The 19,348-nt window shown below is 40.6% G+C and carries 18 protein-coding genes, 2 tRNA genes, 1 rRNA gene and 2 riboswitches; of the genes, 18 read left to right on the forward strand and 3 right to left on the reverse strand.

Features of this window, described 5'->3' with window-relative positions; genetic code table 11:
* The 7 genes from rrf to tsaD form a co-directional block, all read left to right on the forward strand.
* Positions 1-76 (forward strand): 5S ribosomal RNA (gene rrf / locus AMD01_RS25110); the annotation flags it as partial.
* A gap of 11 nt (positions 77-87) precedes the next feature.
* Positions 88-164 (forward strand) — tRNA-Met (locus AMD01_RS18510).
* Between the two features lie 39 nt (positions 165-203).
* Positions 204-279: transfer RNA gene (locus AMD01_RS18515), tRNA-Asp, on the forward strand.
* 236 nt (positions 280-515) lie between these two features.
* Positions 516-986, forward strand: coding sequence for a tRNA (adenosine(37)-N6)-threonylcarbamoyltransferase complex ATPase subunit type 1 TsaE (tsaE, locus tag AMD01_RS18520; RefSeq protein ID WP_053402938.1), 471 nt, complete (start codon positions 516-518; stop codon positions 984-986).
* Positions 983-1,678, forward strand: coding sequence for a tRNA (adenosine(37)-N6)-threonylcarbamoyltransferase complex dimerization subunit type 1 TsaB (tsaB, locus tag AMD01_RS18525; protein ID WP_053402939.1), 696 nt, complete (start codon positions 983-985; stop codon positions 1,676-1,678). The genes tsaE and tsaB overlap by 4 nt, the downstream gene beginning before the upstream one ends.
* A gap of 13 nt (positions 1,679-1,691) precedes the next feature.
* Positions 1,692-2,141, forward strand: coding sequence for a ribosomal protein S18-alanine N-acetyltransferase (gene rimI / locus AMD01_RS18530; RefSeq protein ID WP_053402940.1), 450 nt, complete (start codon positions 1,692-1,694; stop codon positions 2,139-2,141).
* Complete coding sequence (tsaD, locus tag AMD01_RS18535) at positions 2,138-3,166, forward strand: tRNA (adenosine(37)-N6)-threonylcarbamoyltransferase complex transferase subunit TsaD (protein ID WP_053402941.1); 1,029 nt, start codon at positions 2,138-2,140, stop codon at positions 3,164-3,166. Before rimI ends, tsaD begins: the two co-directional genes overlap by 4 nt.
* 34 nt (positions 3,167-3,200) lie before the next feature.
* Here the strand turns inward: tsaD and AMD01_RS18540 are convergent, their stop codons facing one another.
* Positions 3,201-5,141 (reverse strand): ABC-F family ATP-binding cassette domain-containing protein, encoded by a 1,941-nt coding sequence (locus tag AMD01_RS18540; protein WP_053402942.1) that lies wholly within the window; start codon positions 5,139-5,141, stop codon positions 3,201-3,203.
* A gap of 181 nt (positions 5,142-5,322) precedes the next feature.
* Here AMD01_RS18540 and moaC point away from each other — a divergent pair, with 181 nt between their 5' ends.
* From moaC to tatC, 3 genes are read left to right on the forward strand one after another with little or no spacing between them, the layout of a single operon-like run.
* A complete protein-coding gene (gene moaC / locus AMD01_RS18545; protein ID WP_053402943.1) occupies positions 5,323-5,823 on the forward strand; it encodes a cyclic pyranopterin monophosphate synthase MoaC in 501 nt (166 codons plus the stop codon).
* A gap of 12 nt (positions 5,824-5,835) precedes the next feature.
* On the forward strand, positions 5,836-6,474 hold the full coding sequence (locus AMD01_RS18550; RefSeq protein ID WP_053402944.1) for a redox-sensing transcriptional repressor Rex: 639 nt from the start codon (positions 5,836-5,838) through the stop codon (positions 6,472-6,474).
* Positions 6,475-6,518: 44 nt separating this feature from the next.
* Positions 6,519-7,283: a twin-arginine translocase subunit TatC gene (gene tatC / locus AMD01_RS18555; protein WP_053402945.1), complete on the forward strand. Its 765-nt coding sequence runs from the start codon at positions 6,519-6,521 to the stop codon at positions 7,281-7,283.
* Positions 7,284-7,320: 37 nt separating this feature from the next.
* Here the strand turns inward: tatC and AMD01_RS18560 are convergent, their stop codons facing one another.
* Positions 7,321-7,539 (reverse strand): YdiK family protein, encoded by a 219-nt coding sequence (locus tag AMD01_RS18560; RefSeq protein WP_053402946.1) that lies wholly within the window; start codon positions 7,537-7,539, stop codon positions 7,321-7,323.
* Positions 7,536-8,261: a CPBP family intramembrane glutamic endopeptidase gene (locus tag AMD01_RS18565; RefSeq protein WP_053402947.1), complete on the reverse strand. Its 726-nt coding sequence runs from the start codon at positions 8,259-8,261 to the stop codon at positions 7,536-7,538. The genes AMD01_RS18560 and AMD01_RS18565 overlap by 4 nt, the downstream gene beginning before the upstream one ends.
* A gap of 301 nt (positions 8,262-8,562) precedes the next feature.
* Between AMD01_RS18565 and groES the strand changes: the two genes are divergently transcribed.
* The 8 genes from groES (at position 8,563) to AMD01_RS18605 (ending at position 18,994) form a co-directional block, all read left to right on the forward strand.
* Complete coding sequence (gene groES / locus AMD01_RS18570; protein WP_053402948.1) at positions 8,563-8,847, forward strand: co-chaperone GroES; 285 nt, start codon at positions 8,563-8,565, stop codon at positions 8,845-8,847.
* Positions 8,848-8,925: 78 nt separating this feature from the next.
* Positions 8,926-10,566 (forward strand): chaperonin GroEL, encoded by a 1,641-nt coding sequence (gene groL, locus AMD01_RS18575; RefSeq protein WP_053402949.1) that lies wholly within the window; start codon positions 8,926-8,928, stop codon positions 10,564-10,566.
* A 133-nt stretch (positions 10,567-10,699) separates the two neighbouring features.
* Positions 10,700-10,957 carry a hypothetical protein gene (locus AMD01_RS18580; RefSeq protein ID WP_053402950.1) on the forward strand — a complete coding sequence of 86 codons (258 nt, stop codon included), beginning with the start codon at positions 10,700-10,702 and terminating at the stop codon, positions 10,955-10,957.
* Between the two features lie 178 nt (positions 10,958-11,135).
* Complete coding sequence (locus AMD01_RS18585) at positions 11,136-12,074, forward strand: AAA family ATPase (RefSeq protein WP_053402955.1); 939 nt, start codon at positions 11,136-11,138, stop codon at positions 12,072-12,074.
* A gap of 8 nt (positions 12,075-12,082) precedes the next feature.
* The gene (locus AMD01_RS18590; RefSeq protein WP_053402951.1) at positions 12,083-13,297 is read left to right on the forward strand and encodes a DUF58 domain-containing protein; all 1,215 of its coding nucleotides are present in this window, start codon (positions 12,083-12,085) and stop codon (positions 13,295-13,297) included.
* Entirely contained in the window at positions 13,294-15,558 is a 2,265-nt protein-coding gene (locus AMD01_RS18595; protein WP_083446616.1) for a transglutaminaseTgpA domain-containing protein, read from the forward strand. The genes AMD01_RS18590 and AMD01_RS18595 overlap by 4 nt, the downstream gene beginning before the upstream one ends.
* 35 nt (positions 15,559-15,593) lie before the next feature.
* Positions 15,594-15,695: riboswitch (purine riboswitch) on the forward strand.
* 121 nt (positions 15,696-15,816) lie between these two features.
* Positions 15,817-17,346: a glutamine-hydrolyzing GMP synthase gene (gene guaA, locus AMD01_RS18600; RefSeq protein WP_053402953.1), complete on the forward strand. Its 1,530-nt coding sequence runs from the start codon at positions 15,817-15,819 to the stop codon at positions 17,344-17,346.
* A gap of 87 nt (positions 17,347-17,433) precedes the next feature.
* Positions 17,434-17,535, forward strand: a riboswitch (purine riboswitch).
* A 133-nt stretch (positions 17,536-17,668) separates the two neighbouring features.
* Positions 17,669-18,994, forward strand: coding sequence for an NCS2 family permease (locus tag AMD01_RS18605; protein ID WP_053402954.1), 1,326 nt, complete (start codon positions 17,669-17,671; stop codon positions 18,992-18,994).
* The last annotated feature ends 354 nt before the right edge of the window (positions 18,995-19,348 follow it).

Genomic DNA, 19,348 nt, shown 5'->3' on the forward strand with positions numbered 1-19,348 from the left:
CGAACACGGAAGTTAAGCTCTCGAGCGCCGATGGTAGTTGGGGGTTTCCCCCTGTGAGAGTAGGACATCGCCAGGCTTTTATATTATCGCGGGGTGGAGCAGTCTGGTAGCTCGTCGGGCTCATAACCCGAAGGTCGCAGGTTCAAATCCTGTCCCCGCAACCAATTATTTTTTAGTTGAAAAACTATGAAAATATGAATGATGGTCCCGTGGTGTAGCGGTTAACATGCCTGCCTGTCACGCAGGAGATCGCCGGTTCGATCCCGGTCGGGACCGCCATTATTTACATGAACGAAACAATATGTTTCGTGCTTTTTTATGTCTAACACTTTATTTTATATATACAATCATATCCTTAGGAATTTACCTCCTAGGGTTTTTTTTATACGGAGGACATCTCTTTTATTGAAACTTAGCAAAGTTATGCTGTGTGAGAGGTGTGATTTCGCTATAATAGCCTTATACTAATAGAAGATAGTAGAGGAAATTTTAAGAAGTGAAATGAGGATTTAGTTATGAAAGAACGACAATCTTTTTCTTTAACGACACATTCTTCTGAGGAAACGATGCGTGTTGCCATTCAGCTAAGTGAGCGATTAACTCCTGGTTCTGTCCTGCTGCTTGAGGGAGATCTCGGGGCAGGGAAGACAACGTTTACAAAGGGATTAGCAAAGGGACTAGGAATCGAGCGAAACGTCAACAGTCCAACCTTTACGATTATTAAAGAATATCGAAATGGAAGATTGCCACTTTATCATATGGATGTATATCGCGTAGAAGATGAGTTTGAAGATCTGGGGTTTGATGAGTACTTTGATGGAGATGGTGTGACCGTTGTAGAATGGGCCCACCTGATCAAAGAACAGTTACCAGAGGAACGACTAGAAATTAATATTTTCCATCAAGCAGAGAATGAACGGAAAATTGAAATTGAGGCAGTAGGTTCTCTCTATATTGATATATGTAAGGAGCTTTTTAATTCATGAAAACTTTAGCAATTGATACGTCTAACTTTGTGATGGGACTGGCCTTGGTCGATGATCAACAAGTCGTAGGAGAAGTCATCACAAATATTAAAAAGAATCATTCTGTGCGAGTGATGCCGGCAATTCAAGCTTTGTTAAAGGATTGTGGATGGGCGCCATCTGATCTAGAGCGAATTGTTGTGGCACAAGGACCGGGATCTTATACGGGTGTGCGTATCGGTGTGACCATTGCCAAAACGCTAGCTTGGACATTACAAATTCCCCTCGTTGGAGTATCGAGCTTAGAGGTACTTGCAGCAAACGGCCGTTATTTTAATGGTTACATTGCGCCCTTATTCGATGCACGAAGAGGTCAAATTTATACAGGACTCTATCAATATAATGAAACGATCGAAACAGTAGTAGAAGACCAGCTTGTCATGAATAATGATTGGGCGAAGTATTTACGCAGCTTAGAGAAACCTGTTTTGTTTATCGGCAATGATGCTGATTTACACCGAGAGGTATTAGCAGGTGAAATAGGAGAACTGGCTGTATTTGGCTCTCCAACTTTGCTGAACCCAAGACCTAGTGAGCTTGCTTTTATCGGAATGACAAAGCTCCCAGTAGATCTTCATACATTTGTTCCGAACTATATTCGAATGGCAGAGGCTGAGGCGAACTGGTTAGCATCTCAACGTACCAAATCATAAGGAGAGATGAAAAGTGAATACAACGGTCACGTTCCGTATGATGGATGTAAATGATATTGATCAAGTAGTTGGAATTGAACAACTTTCTTTTTCGACGCCTTGGAGCAAGGAAGCCTTTGTCAATGAGCTTACGCAAAATCAATTCTCCAAATACGTTGTGATGGAAGAGAACGATGTGATTATCGGATACTGTGGTCTCTGGGTTATTATTGATGAGGGACATATTACGAACGTTGCGATCCTACCTTCTCACAGAGGGCAAGGATTAGGAGAGAAGCTCATGAGAAAAGTGATGGAGCTTTCGATGGAATTCGGTGCGAGGACTCTCACGTTAGAAGTAAGAGTCTCTAATCATGTTGCGCAATCATTATATAAGAAATTAGGTTTTGAAGCTGGTGGGCTTCGTCGAAATTATTATACAGATAGTCAAGAAGATGCTTTAGTAATGTGGGTGAAACTATGAAAAATAATGATCAACTAATTTTAGCAATTGAAACAAGCTGTGACGAAACAGCAGCTTCCATTATTCGAAACGGAAATGAAATTGTATCAAACGTTGTGGCATCACAAATTGATAGCCATAAACGATTTGGAGGAGTCGTTCCTGAAATTGCTTCTCGTCATCACGTAGAACAAGTAACAATCGTTCTGCAAGAAACGCTTGAGCAAGCGAACATGACCATGGATGATATTGATGCTGTAGCGGTAACGGAAGGTCCTGGTTTAGTAGGGGCTCTACTAATTGGTGTAAATGCAGCGAAGGCGTTAGCTTTTGCACATAATAAGCCTTTAATCGGAGTGCATCACATTGCCGGGCATATTTATGCCAACCGCTTAGAAAAAGAAATGACGTTCCCGCTGCTTTCACTTGTTGTTTCAGGTGGGCATACGGAACTTGTCCTAATGAAAGAGCACGGTAAGTTCGAAGTGATCGGGGAGACTCGTGATGATGCAGCGGGTGAAGCATATGATAAGGTAGCTCGTGTGTTAAACCTTCCTTATCCAGGAGGTCCTCATATCGATCGACTTGCACATGAGGGGACACCTTCTTATAATCTTCCTCGCGCATGGCTTGAAGAAGGATCGTATGATTTCAGCTTTAGCGGCTTAAAATCGGCGGTTATTAATACAGTTCACAATGCAACGCAAAAGGGCGAGGAAATTGTTCCTGAAAATTTAGCGGCAAGCTTTCAAGCAAGCGTAGTAGATGTGTTAGTGACTAAAACGATTAGAGCAACAAAAGAATATGGCGTTAAACAAGTATTGCTAGCTGGAGGAGTAGCGGCGAACAAAGGATTACGTGCGGCACTAGTTTCGGCCTTTAGTGAAATTCCAGACGTAGAACTTGTGATTCCACCGCTATCTCTATGTACGGATAATGCGGCGATGATTGGAGCTGCAGCAAGCGTACTGTTTGATCATGATAAATATGCAGATATGGCTCTTAATGCGTATCCGGGTCTGGATTTAGAAGATCAAAGCGTATAAAAAAGAACGGCGATGTGAGATCGCCGTTCTTTTTTTATGCCATTTCTTCAATTAATAGCTGTAACTCTTCCCATTCTTCCATGAGTGACGCAAGCTTTTCATTATGCACTTCATTTTCAGCATTAATACGCTGCACCTCTTCGTGATTTTGATAGACAACTGGGTCACAAAGTAATTCTTCATTCTTTTCAGTCGCTTCTTCTATTTGGCTAATTTCAACTTCAATTTCTTCAATGCGACGCTTTCGTTGGCGTAAGAGTTTTTTCGTTTCTTTATCTTGTGCATAAGAGGGCTTTTCAGCAGACTCTGTTTGTTTTGCTACCGCTGTTTGCTCTTCTAATCGTTTGATTTCAAGCTGTTCTTCTTTTTTCTCTACGTAATAATCGTAGTCACCTAAGAACTCTGTTAGCTGTTCCTTCGATAGCTCTGCAACTTTTGTTGCAATACGGTTGATGAAGTAGCGGTCATGGGAAACAAATAGTAGCGTGCCCGGATAATCGACTAACGCATTCTCTAGCACCTGTTTACTATCTAAATCCAGGTGGTTGGTCGGCTCATCGAGAATTAAGACATTGGCTTTTTGCATCATGAGTTTTGAAAGAGCAAGTCGAGCCTTTTCTCCACCGCTTAACGTTGAGACAATTTTCAGCACGTCATCACCTGTAAACAGGAAGCTACCTAAAATCGATCGAATGTCTTTTTCAGGTGTTGTTGGGTACTCGTCCCATAGTTCACCTAGTACAGTTTTATTCGATGAGAGATTCGCTTGTTCTTGGTCATAGTAACCGACCGTTACATTGGACCCGAAATGGATGTTCCCTTTCATTCGAGGAATACGGTCAATGATGGCCTTCAGCAATGTTGATTTCCCGATTCCGTTTGGTCCAACAAGCGCAATGCTTTCTCCACGTGTAATACGTATATTGACGTTTCCGATGACAGGGTTTGTCCCATCATAGGAAATGGATACGTCCTCTACCTTTAACACTTCATTTCCACTTTGCTTTTCGATATCAAAGGAAAATGTCGCCGATTTCTCGCCATCAGAAGGCTTTGCAAGTGGCGTAATGCGATCTAATTGCTTACGTCTACTTTGTGCCCTCTTTGTTGTCGAAGCACGGGCAATGTTCCGCTGAATAAAATCATTAAGCTTCGCAATTTCATCCTGCTGCTTCTCAAACTGTCTCATTTCCTGTTCGTAGCGCGCAGCTTTCTCTTGCAGGTAGTGAGAGTAGTTTCCGATGTATTTGTTTGTTGTTGTACGTGATACTTCATATACTTGATTGACGACTTTATCAAGGAAATAACGGTCATGGGATACGATTAAAATGGCCCCTTCATAGCCCTGTAGATATTGTTCTAACCAGCTTAGCGTATCGATATCAAGATGGTTGGTCGGCTCATCCAAAATAAGAAGGTCTGGTTTCGTTAATAATAGCTTAGCAAGAGAGAGTCGCGTTTTTTGTCCACCGCTTAGTGAAGAAATAGGCGTTTTATAATCATAGTCTCCAAAGCGGAAACCGTGTAAAATAGAACGAGTGTCAGCTTCGTATTGATAGCCGCCTTGATCTTTGAACTTCACCTGAAGAGCGTCATAAGCCGATAAAAGCTTTTGATATTGATCCGCGTTATTAAAAACATCCGGATCGCCCATTTTATGTTCTAGATCTCGAAGTTCTCGTTCCATCTTACGAATTGGTTCAAAAACGGTCATCATTTCATCCCAAATAGAGAGACTAGAATTAAGAACCGTATCTTGTCCCATGTAATCAATCGTAATGTCTTTTGGCTTAATAATCTCACCACCGTCGTGAGAGAGTTCTCCGGCGATAATTTTAAGAAGCGTTGATTTACCCGCCCCATTTCGACCGACTAGGGCAATGCGGTCTTTAGATTGAACTTCTAGTTTTATATTCGTTAAAATAGGATCAGCACCATAATATTTGGTGATGCCATTTAATTGTAAGATAATCATTGTTTTCACCTCTGTTAGTATACATCTAGTGTATCTTACTGTATTTGGGATGAGCAACTCCTAGGATAGGATTTCTTCTATTTCTGCTGATAGATCTTGTCGATACGTGTATGTTCATACGACTGTAAGAGACATGAGCATGAAAATAGTGTATAGTCATAAGTGAAGGAGGAAGTTAGTTATGAGTTTTACCCATTTTAATGAACAAGGTCGCGCCAAGATGGTCGACATCACAGATAAGTCAGATACTTTGCGTACAGCTATTGCGCTTTCTAGCGTAGAGGTAAGCAAAGAATTATATGAAACAATCATCAACCAGGGCGTTGCAAAGGGTGATGTGCTCGCTGTTTCACAAGTCGCAGGAATTATGGCTGCGAAAAAAACAGCAGATATTATTCCAATGTGTCATCCGTTAGCACTTAAAGGAGTAGACATTTCTTTTGAGTGGGAAGTAAAACAAGATTATTGTCTCCTTCATATTCAAGTAGAGGTAAAGACAAAAGGGAGTACGGGAGTAGAAATGGAAGCGCTAACTTCTGCTTCAGTATGTGCCTTGACAGTCTATGATATGTGTAAGGCGTTCGACAAGGGAATGGTCATTGGACCAACATATTTAAAGCAAAAAACAGGTGGGAAAAGTGGAGATTTTATTCGACAAGGGACAACGCACACCGAACGTTAAGGGGGTATAGGTATGCAAACAGATCAAGCGAAAATACCACAAGCAACAGCGAAGAGGCTGCCTCTTTATTACCGTTTCTTAAAGAACCTGCATTCTTCGGGGAAACAACGGGTTTCCTCTGCGGAATTAAGTGAAGCGGTAAAGGTAGACTCTGCTACGATTAGACGAGATTTTTCCTATTTTGGGGCTTTAGGTAAAAAGGGGTATGGTTACAACGTGAACTATCTTTTATCCTTCTTCCGCAAGACGTTGGATCAGGATGAAATTACAAAGGTAGCATTAATTGGAGTGGGGAATTTAGGGACAGCCTTTCTTCATTATAACTTCACAAAAAACAATAATACAAAAATAGAGATGGCATTTGATGTGGCTGATGATAAAATAGGGGAAACGGTAGGCGGAGTGCGTGTATCTCATCTAGATGATCTAGAAAAGGAAATCACATCCGATATCCCAGTAGCGATTTTAACCGTGCCAGCTCAGGTGGCACAGCCTATTACAGATCGTCTAATTGGCTGTGGAATCAAAGGAATCCTGAACTTTACACCAGCACGATTATCCGTTCCTGAGGAAGTTCGAGTTCACCATATTGATTTGGCCGTAGAACTACAGTCACTTGCTTATTTCTTAAAGAATTACTCCTCAATATAAGATAATTACATGCTTCAGGTAATTTAATTAAGGATGGTTTTAGTATGAGCGAAAAAGAGATGTCCGTATATGACCACATAGGAGAGTTACGTAAGCGAGTTATTCTAGTTGCAGTCGTGTTTTTAGTTACAACCGTTGCTGGATTGTTTTTTGCAGAGCCGATTATTCGGTACCTTCAACAAGCCGATCGGGCAAAGGATCTAACGATGAATGCGTTTCGATTAACAGACCCTATCAAAATCTATTTTCAATTTTCTTTTGTAATAGGCTGCGTTTTAACGGCTCCTCTTGCTCTCTATCAGCTGTGGGCATTTATTAGCCCTGGTTTATATGAGCGTGAAAGAAAAGTCACACTTGGCTACATTCCTCTTTCTCTTTTTCTTTTCCTAGCCGGAGTAGCATTCAGCTATTTTGTATTACTTCCATATGTCTTAAATTTCAGTGCGAGCTTGGCTGAAAACTTAAACGTAACACAAGTAATTGGTATCAACGAATACTTTGATTTCTTGATTAAGCTTACACTACCGTTTGGTCTCTTATTTCAGCTACCTGTTATTATTATGTTTTTAACAAGACTAGGTATCGTAACGCCCACGTTTTTATCAAAGTTTCGACGCTATGCGTATTTCATTCTGCTCGTGCTAGCTGGTATTATCTCACCACCAGATGTGATCTCGCAGATCATCGTGATGATTCCGCTTGTTATTCTATATGAGATCAGCATTATCATCTCGCGCAGTGCGCATAAAAAAGTACTGGAAGCACGTCAGCTAGAAGAAATGCAAGAAGAACAGGAAAAAGCGCTATGACCGCATAGAAAAGGCACCGAATTCACGGTGCCTTTTTTTATTTCTTGTTCTGATCCTTATTTTTTTGGATGTGTTTAATTCGTCGATGCAAAGTAAATACGCGAATCGCGACACCAAAATCAAAGGTTGCCACGAGCATCAGGAGAATCGTTGTAAAATTCCACAGTCCGTGATTAGCACTACGGATTGCAAAATAAGTAAAGACGATCCCCATGAGCGTATACACTAAGCCCATAAATAAGGGGGTTCTTCTCATGATAAAAAGCCTCCAAAAATAAACTGCAATTGCTCACTTTGCTGTCTAATACGTTCTAGATCATCAGCAAATAACGTTTGAGTCACCACAACAATAGTATTCATCATAACGTGAGCAAATATCGATACAATAATATGCTTCGTTTTCGAATAGAGATAAGCGAATACTAATCCCATCGCCGTATACACAAGGATATGAGAGAAGTCCATGTGGACAACTGCAAAGATCAGCGCACTTATGATGGCTGAAATTAAAAAGTTAAAATGTTTATGAAGAGAGCCGAATATAATTTTTCGGAAAATAATTTCTTCTAAAATAGGCCCGATGACGGACGTCACGAAAATAAAAGCTGGCATTAACTTAATCAGTTTAATGAGAGACTCTGTATTTTCAGACCCCGCTTCAATTTTAAAGAGGTTTGTTTCAATTAACGCCGCAACGGCTTGTGCAGCCAGCGCCATGAAAATCCCAATAATAGACCAAAACACAAGACTAGAAATATTGGCTTTCCCGCGGCTTCTCATATCAGATCGAAGCCAGAAGAGGGTGAGGATGAGGACGATGGCGAATGCGATAATAGTCCACGTCGTTCCGGCATAAGCGATTTCTAATCGCCCATAGCGTTCAAATAAGCCTGTTGTTGCCAGAAGCTTTGCGCCTAAGCCAAGCGTAAGTTGCATGATTACATAAGCTACAATAATGTACCAATACTGCTTTTTCAATCCATAAAACTCCTTTGCTAGAGGATTTATCTATGTATAAGTCGAATATAACCACTGATGTTCTTTCGTATTGTAACATAGTATAAGACAAAACTAAGGAAAGAATGACTCAAATGGAGCGAATAAAAAAATAAATGTGACGGAAATTAAAGCGCTTTAAAAAATTGTAAAAAAATTTGAGGTTTTTACTTGCAAAAGAAAAGCACATTATTTAATATAATAACTGTGTTAGCACTCAAGTGTAATGAGTGCTAATAAATAACCAACATTTTATTTTAATTATTTGAGGAGGTCGTTTCACTTGTTAAAGCCATTAGGAGATCGCGTAGTTATTGAACTTTTAAAAGCAGAAGAAAAAACTGCTAGCGGTATCGTACTACCTGATACTGCAAAAGAGAAACCGCAAGAAGGTAAAGTTGTATCTGTAGGAACAGGTCGCGTGTTAGACAATGGAGAGCGTGTATCTTTAGAAGTTGCTGAAGGCGATCGCATTATCTTCTCAAAATATTCAGGCACTGAAATCAAATACGAAGGTGCAGAATACTTAATCTTACGTGAATCAGATATTTTAGCTGTAATCGGCTAATTAACTTAATACTTAACGAACGCACGATATAAAAGAAATTATAAACCATTTGGAAAAATTCGAGGAGGTCTAGAAACAATGGCAAAAGATATGAAGTTTAGCGAAGACGCACGTCGTTCCATGTTACGTGGTGTAGATAAATTAGCGGACGCAGTAAAAGTAACGCTTGGACCAAAAGGTCGTAACGTAGTTCTAGAGAAGAAATTTGGTTCTCCTTTAATTACAAATGACGGTGTTACAATCGCAAAAGAAATCGAATTAGAAGATGCATTCGAAAACATGGGTGCAAAACTTGTAGCTGAAGTTGCAAGCAAAACAAATGATGTTGCTGGAGACGGTACAACAACTGCAACAGTATTAGCACAAGCGCTAATTCGTGAAGGTCTTAAAAACGTAACGGCTGGTGCGAACCCAGTTGGACTACGTAAAGGGATTGAAAAAGCTGTAGCTGTAGCTGTTGAAGAGCTAAAAGCTATTTCAAAACCAATCGAAGGTAAAGAATCAATCGCTCAAGTTGCGGCAATCTCTGCTGCTGATGATGAAGTAGGTCAATTAATCGCAGAAGCTATGGAGCGCGTAGGTAACGACGGCGTTATCACATTAGAAGAGTCTAAAGGGTTCACGACTGAACTTGAAGTGGTAGAAGGTATGCAATTCGACCGTGGATATGCATCTCCTTACATGGTAACTGATTCTGATAAAATGGAAGCTGTGTTAGAAAATCCTTATATCTTAATCACAGATAAAAAGATCTCTAACATTCAAGAAATTTTACCGGTATTAGAGCAAGTGGTACAACAAGGTAAACCACTATTACTAATCGCTGAAGATGTTGAAGGTGAAGCATTAGCTACATTAGTAGTGAACAAACTACGTGGTACATTCAATGCAGTAGCTGTTAAAGCGCCTGGATTCGGTGACCGTCGTAAAGCAATGCTAGAAGACATCTCTACATTAACTGGTGGAGAAGTAATCACTGAAGAGATCGGTTTAGATCTTAAATCATCTACAATTGACCAATTAGGTCGCGCAGCGAAAGTTGTTGTTACAAAAGAACACACAACAATCGTTAGCGGTGCTGGTAACCCAGCTGAAATCGATGCTCGCGTAAAACAAATCCGCGCTCAATTAGAAGAAACAACTTCTGAATTTGACCGTGAAAAATTACAAGAGCGCCTAGCTAAATTAGCTGGTGGAGTAGCAGTAATCAAAGTTGGTGCTGCAACTGAAACAGAACTTAAAGAACGTAAATTACGTATCGAAGACGCATTAAACTCTACTCGTGCTGCGGTTGAAGAAGGTATCGTAGCTGGTGGTGGTACTGCGTTAGTAAATATCTACAATAAAGTAGCTGGAGTTGAAGCGGAAGGTGACGAAGCTACTGGTATCAACATCGTACTACGTGCGATCGAAGAACCAGTTCGTCAAATCGCTCACAACGCAGGTCTTGAAGGATCTGTAATCATCGAGCGCTTGAAAAACGAAGCAGTTGGCGTAGGCTTCAACGCAGCTTCTGGCAAATGGGTAAACATGATCGAAACAGGAATCGTTGACCCAACAAAAGTAACTCGCTCAGCTCTTCAAAACGCAGCATCTGTAGCAGCAATGTTCCTAACTACAGAAGCTGTAGTAGCTGACAAACCAGAACCAGCTGGCGCTTCTGGCATGCCTGACATGTCCGGAATGGGCGGTATGGGTGGAATGGGCGGCATGATGTAATAACGCCCCCTTCGTAAAAAGGGACTTCTCTGTAAAAAGAGAAGTCCCTTTTTGCTTGTTTCACAGTAAGATTTACAACTCCATCCCAAAACAATGCTAAAATAAAACCACCCACCCAAAAGGAGACACACCAATGAAAAACTACGAAACACAAACCATCACAAAAGAAGTAGTCGGATCAATCACATGCAACAAGTGCGGAAGAACGGAGAGAGTGATTGGAGAAAAGGCAGATAGATCATACATATCTAATTTGTTTCATTCATTCGATGCATTTTTCGGCTATGGCAGCAGCCACGATGAGGAGAAATGGTCATTTGATCTGTGTGAGGACTGCTTATCAGATTTTGTGAAGTCGTTTAAGCATGCGCCTAACGTATCCAATTATTAATACATATCTTTTCTGTTCCTTCTAGGTCTTATGATAGGGAAAGTAGGCTACTTGATTTTTAAAGTAGTCTTTTTTTATGCGAGAAAAAGGAATTTTTTCCTAGGTGTTGAATGTATTAAGATGATGCTTTGCTTTATACATATTTAATCACCAGGGAGGAATGAGCTTGACAACGGTAATGAAACTACAAGAAAACTTTGAAAAAGTTGTAGAAAACATCGAAAAAGTGATTATTGGAAAGAGAGAGGTTGCAACGCTTAGTTTAGTTGCGCTTTTAGCCGAAGGGCATATATTGCTTGAGGATGTACCAGGTGTAGGGAAGACGATGATGGTTCGTGCGTTATCGAAGTCGATTAGCGCTGATTTTAAACGAATTCAGTTTACACCCGATTTGCTACCTTCTGATGTTACCGGCGTATCCATATACAACCCAAAAGAAATGGATTTTATTTATCGTCCAGGCCCCGTTATGAGTCATATCGTATTAGCGGATGAAATCAACCGCACATCACCTAAAACACAATCTGCTCTACTTGAAGCAATGGAAGAAGGAAATGTTACAACCGATGGGGTTACCCGTCCACTTCCACGTCCTTTCTTCGTGATGGCAACACAAAACCCAATCGAATTTGACGGAACGTATCAGCTGCCAGAAGCTCAGCTTGATCGCTTCCTTTTTAAGCTCAAAATGGGCTACCCAAGTATGCGTGAAGAAATAGAAATGTTATCGAGACAAGCCAACCAATCACCAATTGCGAATCTGGAACCTGTTATGGATGTGTCCACGCTAATTGAGCTTCAGGATCGCGTAAAAGAGGTATACGTAGACGATACGATTAAGCAGTATATCGTGGAGATCGTAAACCGAACAAGAAAGCATGACTTAATCTACTTAGGCGCTAGTCCTCGTGGTTCCGTCGCGCTTATGCGGGCTTCTCAAGCACTTGCGCTCATCCAAGGCCGTGATTTTTGTATCCCTGATGACGTGCAGTATTTGGCTCTATACGTCCTGTCGCATCGTATTATGCTGAAGCCAGAAGCGCGTTACGAAGGAAAAGTAGCTGAGGATGTTATCCGAGAGATTATTGAGAAAGTGTACGTTCCAATTAAAAGGTAATGATAGGCATGAAGAAAATCTTTCAATCTTTTAAAGTGGTGTTTGTAGCTTTCTTGGTTGGCGTGGCATTTGTTGCCACCTTTTCTTATGCGATGTTTCAAGGGGGATTTGTGAGCTGGTTTTTGTTTTATAGCTTTTTGCCCTTTTTACTATATGTTCTCGGATTATTCATTTATCCACTGTCTGGATTTGAAGTGACGAGGCATATGAATCAAACGAGTTATCAAGCAGGGGATTCGCTTCATTGCACAATCACGCTGCGCAGAAGAACGAGGTTTCCGCTCTTCTTTCTCATTGTGGAGGATATTCTGCCTGCACATTTGTCTAATCGTTATGAACAGCATATCTCCAAACGAATGGTGTATCCGTTGTTTAAACGTGAGATCTCCATTGAATATACGCTTGAGCATCTCCCTAGAGGAGAACACAGTTTTTCAGAGGTGCGTATCTATACGAGTGATTTACTAGGTTTATTGAATAAAGAAGCCTATTTTTCAGGGCGTACGCAGTTCCTCGTGTATCCTCATATGGTTAAAGTGCGTAATCACTCGCTGATGATGGACTTTGAAACAGGTGGACTTTCTACTCCTTTTCGCGTTCACAGGGAAAATGCGTTGGTGTCTGGAACGAGAGAGTACGAGCCTGGGGACCGCGTTTCGTGGATTGATTGGAAATCGTCAGCGAAGAAGAATACGCTCATTTCAAAGGAATATGATTCCCAGCAGTCAAATCAGATGGTTGTTGTATTTGATGGCATTCGAGAGGGCGGGTTCGAAAATCGTGTGATTACAGCTGCTTCTCTTATGAATGCGTATCGGAAAGAGAATTCACAGATTGGCTTTGTATCGATCGGCTATCAGGACGAAGCGGTTCGGAGTATTCAAAGCGATCATGATTTGTACAACGTGCTTTATCATTTGGCTAAGGTACAGCCTGATCCGAGTAAAACGTTTGTGAACGAGCTGTCGGCAGCCTTTTTACGTTATCGGGACGTTCCGATTTTTATGGTGGTGACGTATTCGGTTGACCAGACATTGTCTAGACTTATTCAGACGATGCTTCGTCCTTCTATGCACGTATGGGTACTAGTAGTAAAGGAAGGATCTGAACGATTAGAAGCCGAGGAAGTTAGCGCAATTTATTCACTTGAAAAGCGCAATTGTGTCGTAAAAGTCATTTATCCTGAAGAGCTATCAAAAGGATTTTTAGAGGTGGGGAAATGATGTTTAAAATTCCATTCGAAAGAAGAAATCCACTCCTTACCGTTGTGATGTACATGGGCATTTTTGTTTTGCTTTATACGTGGATTAAGCCAATATCTGAGGTCACGAGTACGGCAAGCGCGATGCTGTTTACTGTGTTTATTATCTTAAACTGCTTTCTTTCTTTTTTACGTGTCAATGTGTGGGTGAGCTTCATTATAAAATGGCTCTACATTTTTTATTCGTTGCACTACTGGTACTTTGACAGTCCTCTTTTTGATTTTACGTGGGTAGGGGATTTGTTTCAGACGATGGGGAATGATTTTTCGCTTATTGGAAGCTTTAATATTAGTAGTATTTCTAACGAATTCCGCAGCATCTTATTTTTTATTTTGCTGTGGCTTGTAAGCTACCTGCTCATTTATTGGGTCTTTTACCAAAAGCGAATTTTTACGTTTATTGTTCTAAGCGTTGTCTATATTGCGGTTTTAGATACGTTCACAACCTATGACGGAAAAAGCGCGATTATCACTATGGTGTTAATTGGGTTATTGTTTGTAGGTATTCTTCGAATTGAAAGAATAGGGAAATTGGAGTTTAGCTCAAAAGCGCCTGCTCGAAAATTTGTGTTTATCCTGCCTTTTATTCTTGTTTTACTGGTATCTACTACTATTGCCTATGCGTTGCCAAAAGCGAAACCGCAGTGGCCAGATCCGGTTCCGTTTTTAAAAAGCTATGCCCAAGGAAACGAAGGCGAAGGTACAGGCTCGGGTAGTATACGTAAAATCGGGTATGGAACAGATGACTCTCGCCTAGGTGGATCATTTGTTGGGGATGATAGCGTAGTTTTTGGTGCATCTGTTTCAGAGAAGCACTATTGGCGAATTGAAACGAAGGATACGTACACAGGAAAGGGCTGGGTACAGTCAGAGATTGTAGGGCTTCAGCCAATCGAACAGACTCTACAATCTGAACAGGATGCTAACGGGGGGAGGGAGGCGCACTATGATGTGCGTTCTATGCTTTCGCAGTATCCTGACAAAGTAACGGAAAAAGTATTAGAGGATGATGTGATACCAGCAATTCAAAACCCTTTTTACATGTACGCACCTTCTACCATGAGTATTATGCCTCGAGACGAGATGTATACAAACTTGAAAATCAATGCTGTTTCTCAAAAGATCTATAACTATGAGGGAAGTCAACAAACAGGTGCTAGTGCTTATACGATCCGCTATAAACTGCCTAAGTTTCCGGTAGAAGAGTTACAAAAACCGATAGTAAAAGATCAAAATGAGAATAATGATGAATTCATGAAGCGCTATACGCAGCTCCCAAAATCACTACCGAAAAGAGTGCGTGATCTGGCGAAGGAAATTACAGCTGGAGAAACAAATCGTTATGATCAAGTAAATAAAATTAAGCAGTATTTTGAATATAATCCCTACTCTTACGATACGCAAGACGTAGGAATTCCAGGTAAAAATCAAGATTATGTGGATCAGTTTTTATTTGATACAAAACGTGGGTATTGCGATAATTTTTCGACCTCGACGATTGTTCTTTTACGTTCTTTAGGTATCCCAGCAAGATGGGTGAAAGGTTATACGGCAGGTGATGTAGTAGGGGAGGAAGGGGACAGAACCCTGTATCAAGTCACGCAAAATAACGCACATTCGTGGGTTGAAGTATACTTTCCTGGCACAGGCTGGATTCCGTTTGAACCAACGAAAAGCTTCTCAGCACCAGAAGAATTTTCGTATAATTTAACTACGACAACAGGTGCCGAGCAGAACGATACGCCTGCACAGCGAAATCTAGCTGCCCTAAACAAACAAAAGAAGCAAGAAAGTAAGTTGGCTAAAGAAGCATCAGCTACTCCGCAAACTGATGAGTCGAATACATGGAATAAGAAAACAATTTTTTACGTCATTCTAGGAATGATCATGGTCCTTGTGGCTAGTATCGTTATTTATTTGAAGAGAAGAAGATGGCTACCGCTATTTTTAATTCGAAAATATCGCCGTAAACGCAGTAAAAATTCAATGTCAAATGCTTATCTCGCTTTGCTGAAGCAATTAGAGAAATATGGCCTAAAAAGAAAGCCGGATCAGACGCTAAGAGAGTATGCGAAGCTTGTTGACCAGTCATTTGGGACGAATGAAATGAGTCGTTTGACGGAGCGTTATGAGTACAATGTGTACCGAAAAGACGCCCAAAACGCAGAATGGGAAAAATCGATTGAATTATGGGAAAATTTAATTAAAAAGACGAGTTCTTGACCATATTTTGTTGGGTTGATAGAATAATGCTAAATTGAAAATTATTTATCATCCTTCGTATATCCTCGATAATATGGTTCGAGAGTCTCTACCGGGTTACCATTAATAACCTGACTATGAAGGCAGATGATTCTATGTGCGTGAAGTTATACGACTAGAATCCTGCCTTTGTTTTTTTATCGAGGGCAGGATTCTAGTTTTTTTTATAGCTTTGGGCACACTAAAGGCAATTATTATATATCTAAAGAGGTGGCGTAAATGGAAGGTATGATCGTAGTATTAGACTTCGGTAGTCAGTATAATCAGCTGATTACTCGACGCATTCGTGAGTTTGGTGTGTATAGTGAATTGCACCCTCATACAATTACGGCAGAAGAGATCCAGAAGATGAATCCAAACGGAATTATCCTTTCTGGTGGTCCAAACAGCGTATACGGAGAAAATTCATTCCGTTGTGACGAACGTATTTTTGATTTAGGGATTCCTGTGCTGGGAATTTGCTACGGTATGCAGTTAATGACACATCATTTTGGTGGAAAAGTAGAAGGTGCTTCTCATCGTGAATACGGAAAAGCAACAATTAATATTCAAAATGACTCACTTCTATATCATGAGCTTCCAAAAGAACAGGTTGTATGGATGAGCCATAGTGACCTTGTTGTTCAAACGCCTGAAGGATTTGAAGTAGATGCAACAAGCTTATCATGCCCAATTGCAGGGATGAGCAACAAAGAAAAGAACTTGTACGGCGTTCAATTCCACCCAGAGGTAAGACACTCTGTATACGGAAATGAACTATTAAAGAATTTCGTATTTGAAATTTCAAACTGTACGGCTGATTGGTCCATGGAAAACTTTATTGAAATGGAAATGGACAAGATCCGTCAAACAGTAGGCGATAAGAACGTACTATGCGCACTTAGCGGCGGGGTAGATTCTTCTGTTGTTGCCGTTCTTATTCATAAGGCTATTGGCGACCAATTAACATGTATTTTCGTTGATCACGGTCTTCTTCGTAAAGGCGAAGCTGATAGCGTAATGAAAACGTTCAGTGAAGGTTTCAATATGAATGTTATTAAAGTAGATGCGAAAGATCGTTTCTTACAAAAGCTTGAAGGGGTATCTGATCCTGAGAAGAAGCGTAAAATCATCGGAAATGAATTTATCTATGTATTCGATGACGAAGCGACTAAGTTAAAAGGTATTAAATATTTAGCGCAAGGAACTCTTTATACCGATATTATCGAGAGTGGTACAGCGACTGCTCAAACAATCAAATCCCATCATAACGTAGGTGGATTACCAGAAGATATGGCATTCCAACTAATCGAGCCTTTAAATACGTTATTTAAAGACGAAGTTCGTGCGTTAGGAACAGAGCTAGGGATTCCTGATGAAATTGTGTGGCGTCAGCCGTTCCCAGGACCAGGATTAGGTATTCGTGTCCTAGGTGCGATTACAGAAGAAAAGCTTGAGATCGTTCGTGAGTCAGATGCAATTTTACGCGAAGAGATCCGTAAAGCAGACTTAACTCGTGATATTTGGCAGTATTTCACTGTACTTCCTGACATCCGCAGCGTTGGTGTAATGGGTGATGCTCGTACGTATGACTACACAATCGGTATTCGTGCGGTAACATCGATTGATGGAATGACATCTGACTGGGCACGTATCCCGTGGGACGTACTAGAAAAAATCTCTACTCGTATCGTAAATGAAGTCAAACACATTAACCGAGTAGTGTATGACATTACATCTAAGCCACCTGCAACAATCGAGTGGGAATAAAAACGAACAAAGACGAACATTTCCAAAAAAAATGTTCGTCTTTTATATTGACCGACTATAATGTGGATGGTACAATAAGACTATAAATCAATAGAAATTACTATATGTCGTATAATATTGGGGATATGGCCCAAAAGTTTCTACCGAGCTGCCGTAAATAGCTTGACTACGAGATATTTGGTTAGAATCGTGGGGACTCTATGTGTTCTGCGCACGTTCTATCTATATATATCACTAGTCAACGCTTCACCTGTTTTTAGGTTGAGGTGTTTTTTTATGGGGTTAGGAGAAGAACGGCGTATTGATCATAGGGAGGATCAACATGAAGAAGTATTTCCGTTTTGACGAGCTAGGAACGAACTATCGTACTGAATCTCTAGCAGGTCTGACTACTTTTCTATCCATGGCTTACATCTTATTTATTAACCCTAGCGTACTTTCGTTAAGCGATGTACCGAATTTACCGGACAGCATGCGCATGGATCCTCACGCGGTGTTTGCGGCAACAGCCATTGCAGCGGCGATAGGATCATTGATTATGGGAGTACTAGCCAGATATCCAATCGCACTAGCGCCGGGTATGGGACTGAATGCATTTTTTGCTTATACAGTTGTGTTAACAATGGGTATTCCGTGGCAAACGGCTTTATCAGGTGTTTTAACGTCAGGTATTATTTTTATTCTTCTATCTCTAAGTGGTTTGCGTGAAACAATTATTAACTCAATTCCTTACGAATTAAAAATGGCAGTAGGAGCAGGTATTGGTCTTTTTATCGCGTTTGTAGGTCTAAAAGGATCAGGTATCATTGTTGCTGATAAGAGTGTACTAGTTGGACTAGGTGATTTATCTAATGGAAATACGCTTCTTGCGATTTTTGGAATCATCATTACGATCATTCTAATGGTACGTAAAATTAATGGAGCGGTATTTATCGGAATGGTTATCACTGCGGTAGCAGGAATGATCTTCGGATTAATTAATACGCCTCATCAAGTAGTTGGAGCAGCGCCGAGTCTTGCGCCAACGTTTGGTGTAGCGATTCAACACTTTGGTGATATTTTTACGATTAAAATGCTTGTGGTGATCTTAACGTTCTTATTTGTAGATTTCTTTGATACGGCGGGTACGCTAGTAGCAGTAGCAAACCAAGCAGGTTTAATGAAAGATAACAAGCTTCCACGAGCTGGGAAAGCTTTACTAGCTGATTCAACAGCTACAACAATCGGAGCGCTTTTAGGAACGTCAACAACAACAGCTTACATTGAATCTTCAGCAGGGGTAGCAGCAGGAGGAAAGAGTGGATTTGCATCCGTCGTAACAGCGACCTTATTCCTAATCGTATTATTCTTCTCTCCACTGTTATCGATTGTAACTCCAGCCGTGACAGCACCGGCGTTGATTATTGTAGGAGTTCTAATGGCGGCATCGCTATCTAATATTAAATGGAACGAGTTTGAAACGGCAGTACCGGCTTTCTTAACCGTCATCATGATGCCACTAACATACAGCATTGCAACTGGTATTGCGCTTGGATTCATTTTCTATCCAATTACGATGGTCGTAAAAGGAAGATCAAAAGAAGTTCATCCGATTATGTACGGACTGTTCGTGATCTTCGTTCTCTATTTTGTTTTCCTAGCAAAATAACAAACTATATAAATAGATAATAAAAAGCAGCAGAGACCTCCTCGGAGTTCTGCTGCTTTTTTCTATTAATAGAGGCAGATTAGGAAAGAATAGAAAAAAGTAAACTTTTTAAGAAAAAGTATTGACCCATCCGACAAATACATGTAATATAGTCTAAGTCGACAGGGAACAACGCGAAACAAACGTTGCTCGATGAAAACTTTAAAAGTTTTTCAGAAAAGTGTTTGACACCAAGTGAAAGAAATGGTATATTAATAAAGTTGCTTTAACGGCAACAAGATGAACTTTGAAAACTGAACAAAACAAGCAAAACGTCAACGTTTTAAAAGTAAGACAACAAATGAGCAAGTCAAA

Source organism: Priestia koreensis (assembly GCF_001274935.1).
GTDB classification, from domain to species: domain Bacteria; phylum Bacillota; class Bacilli; order Bacillales; family Bacillaceae_H; genus Bacillus_AG; species Bacillus_AG koreensis.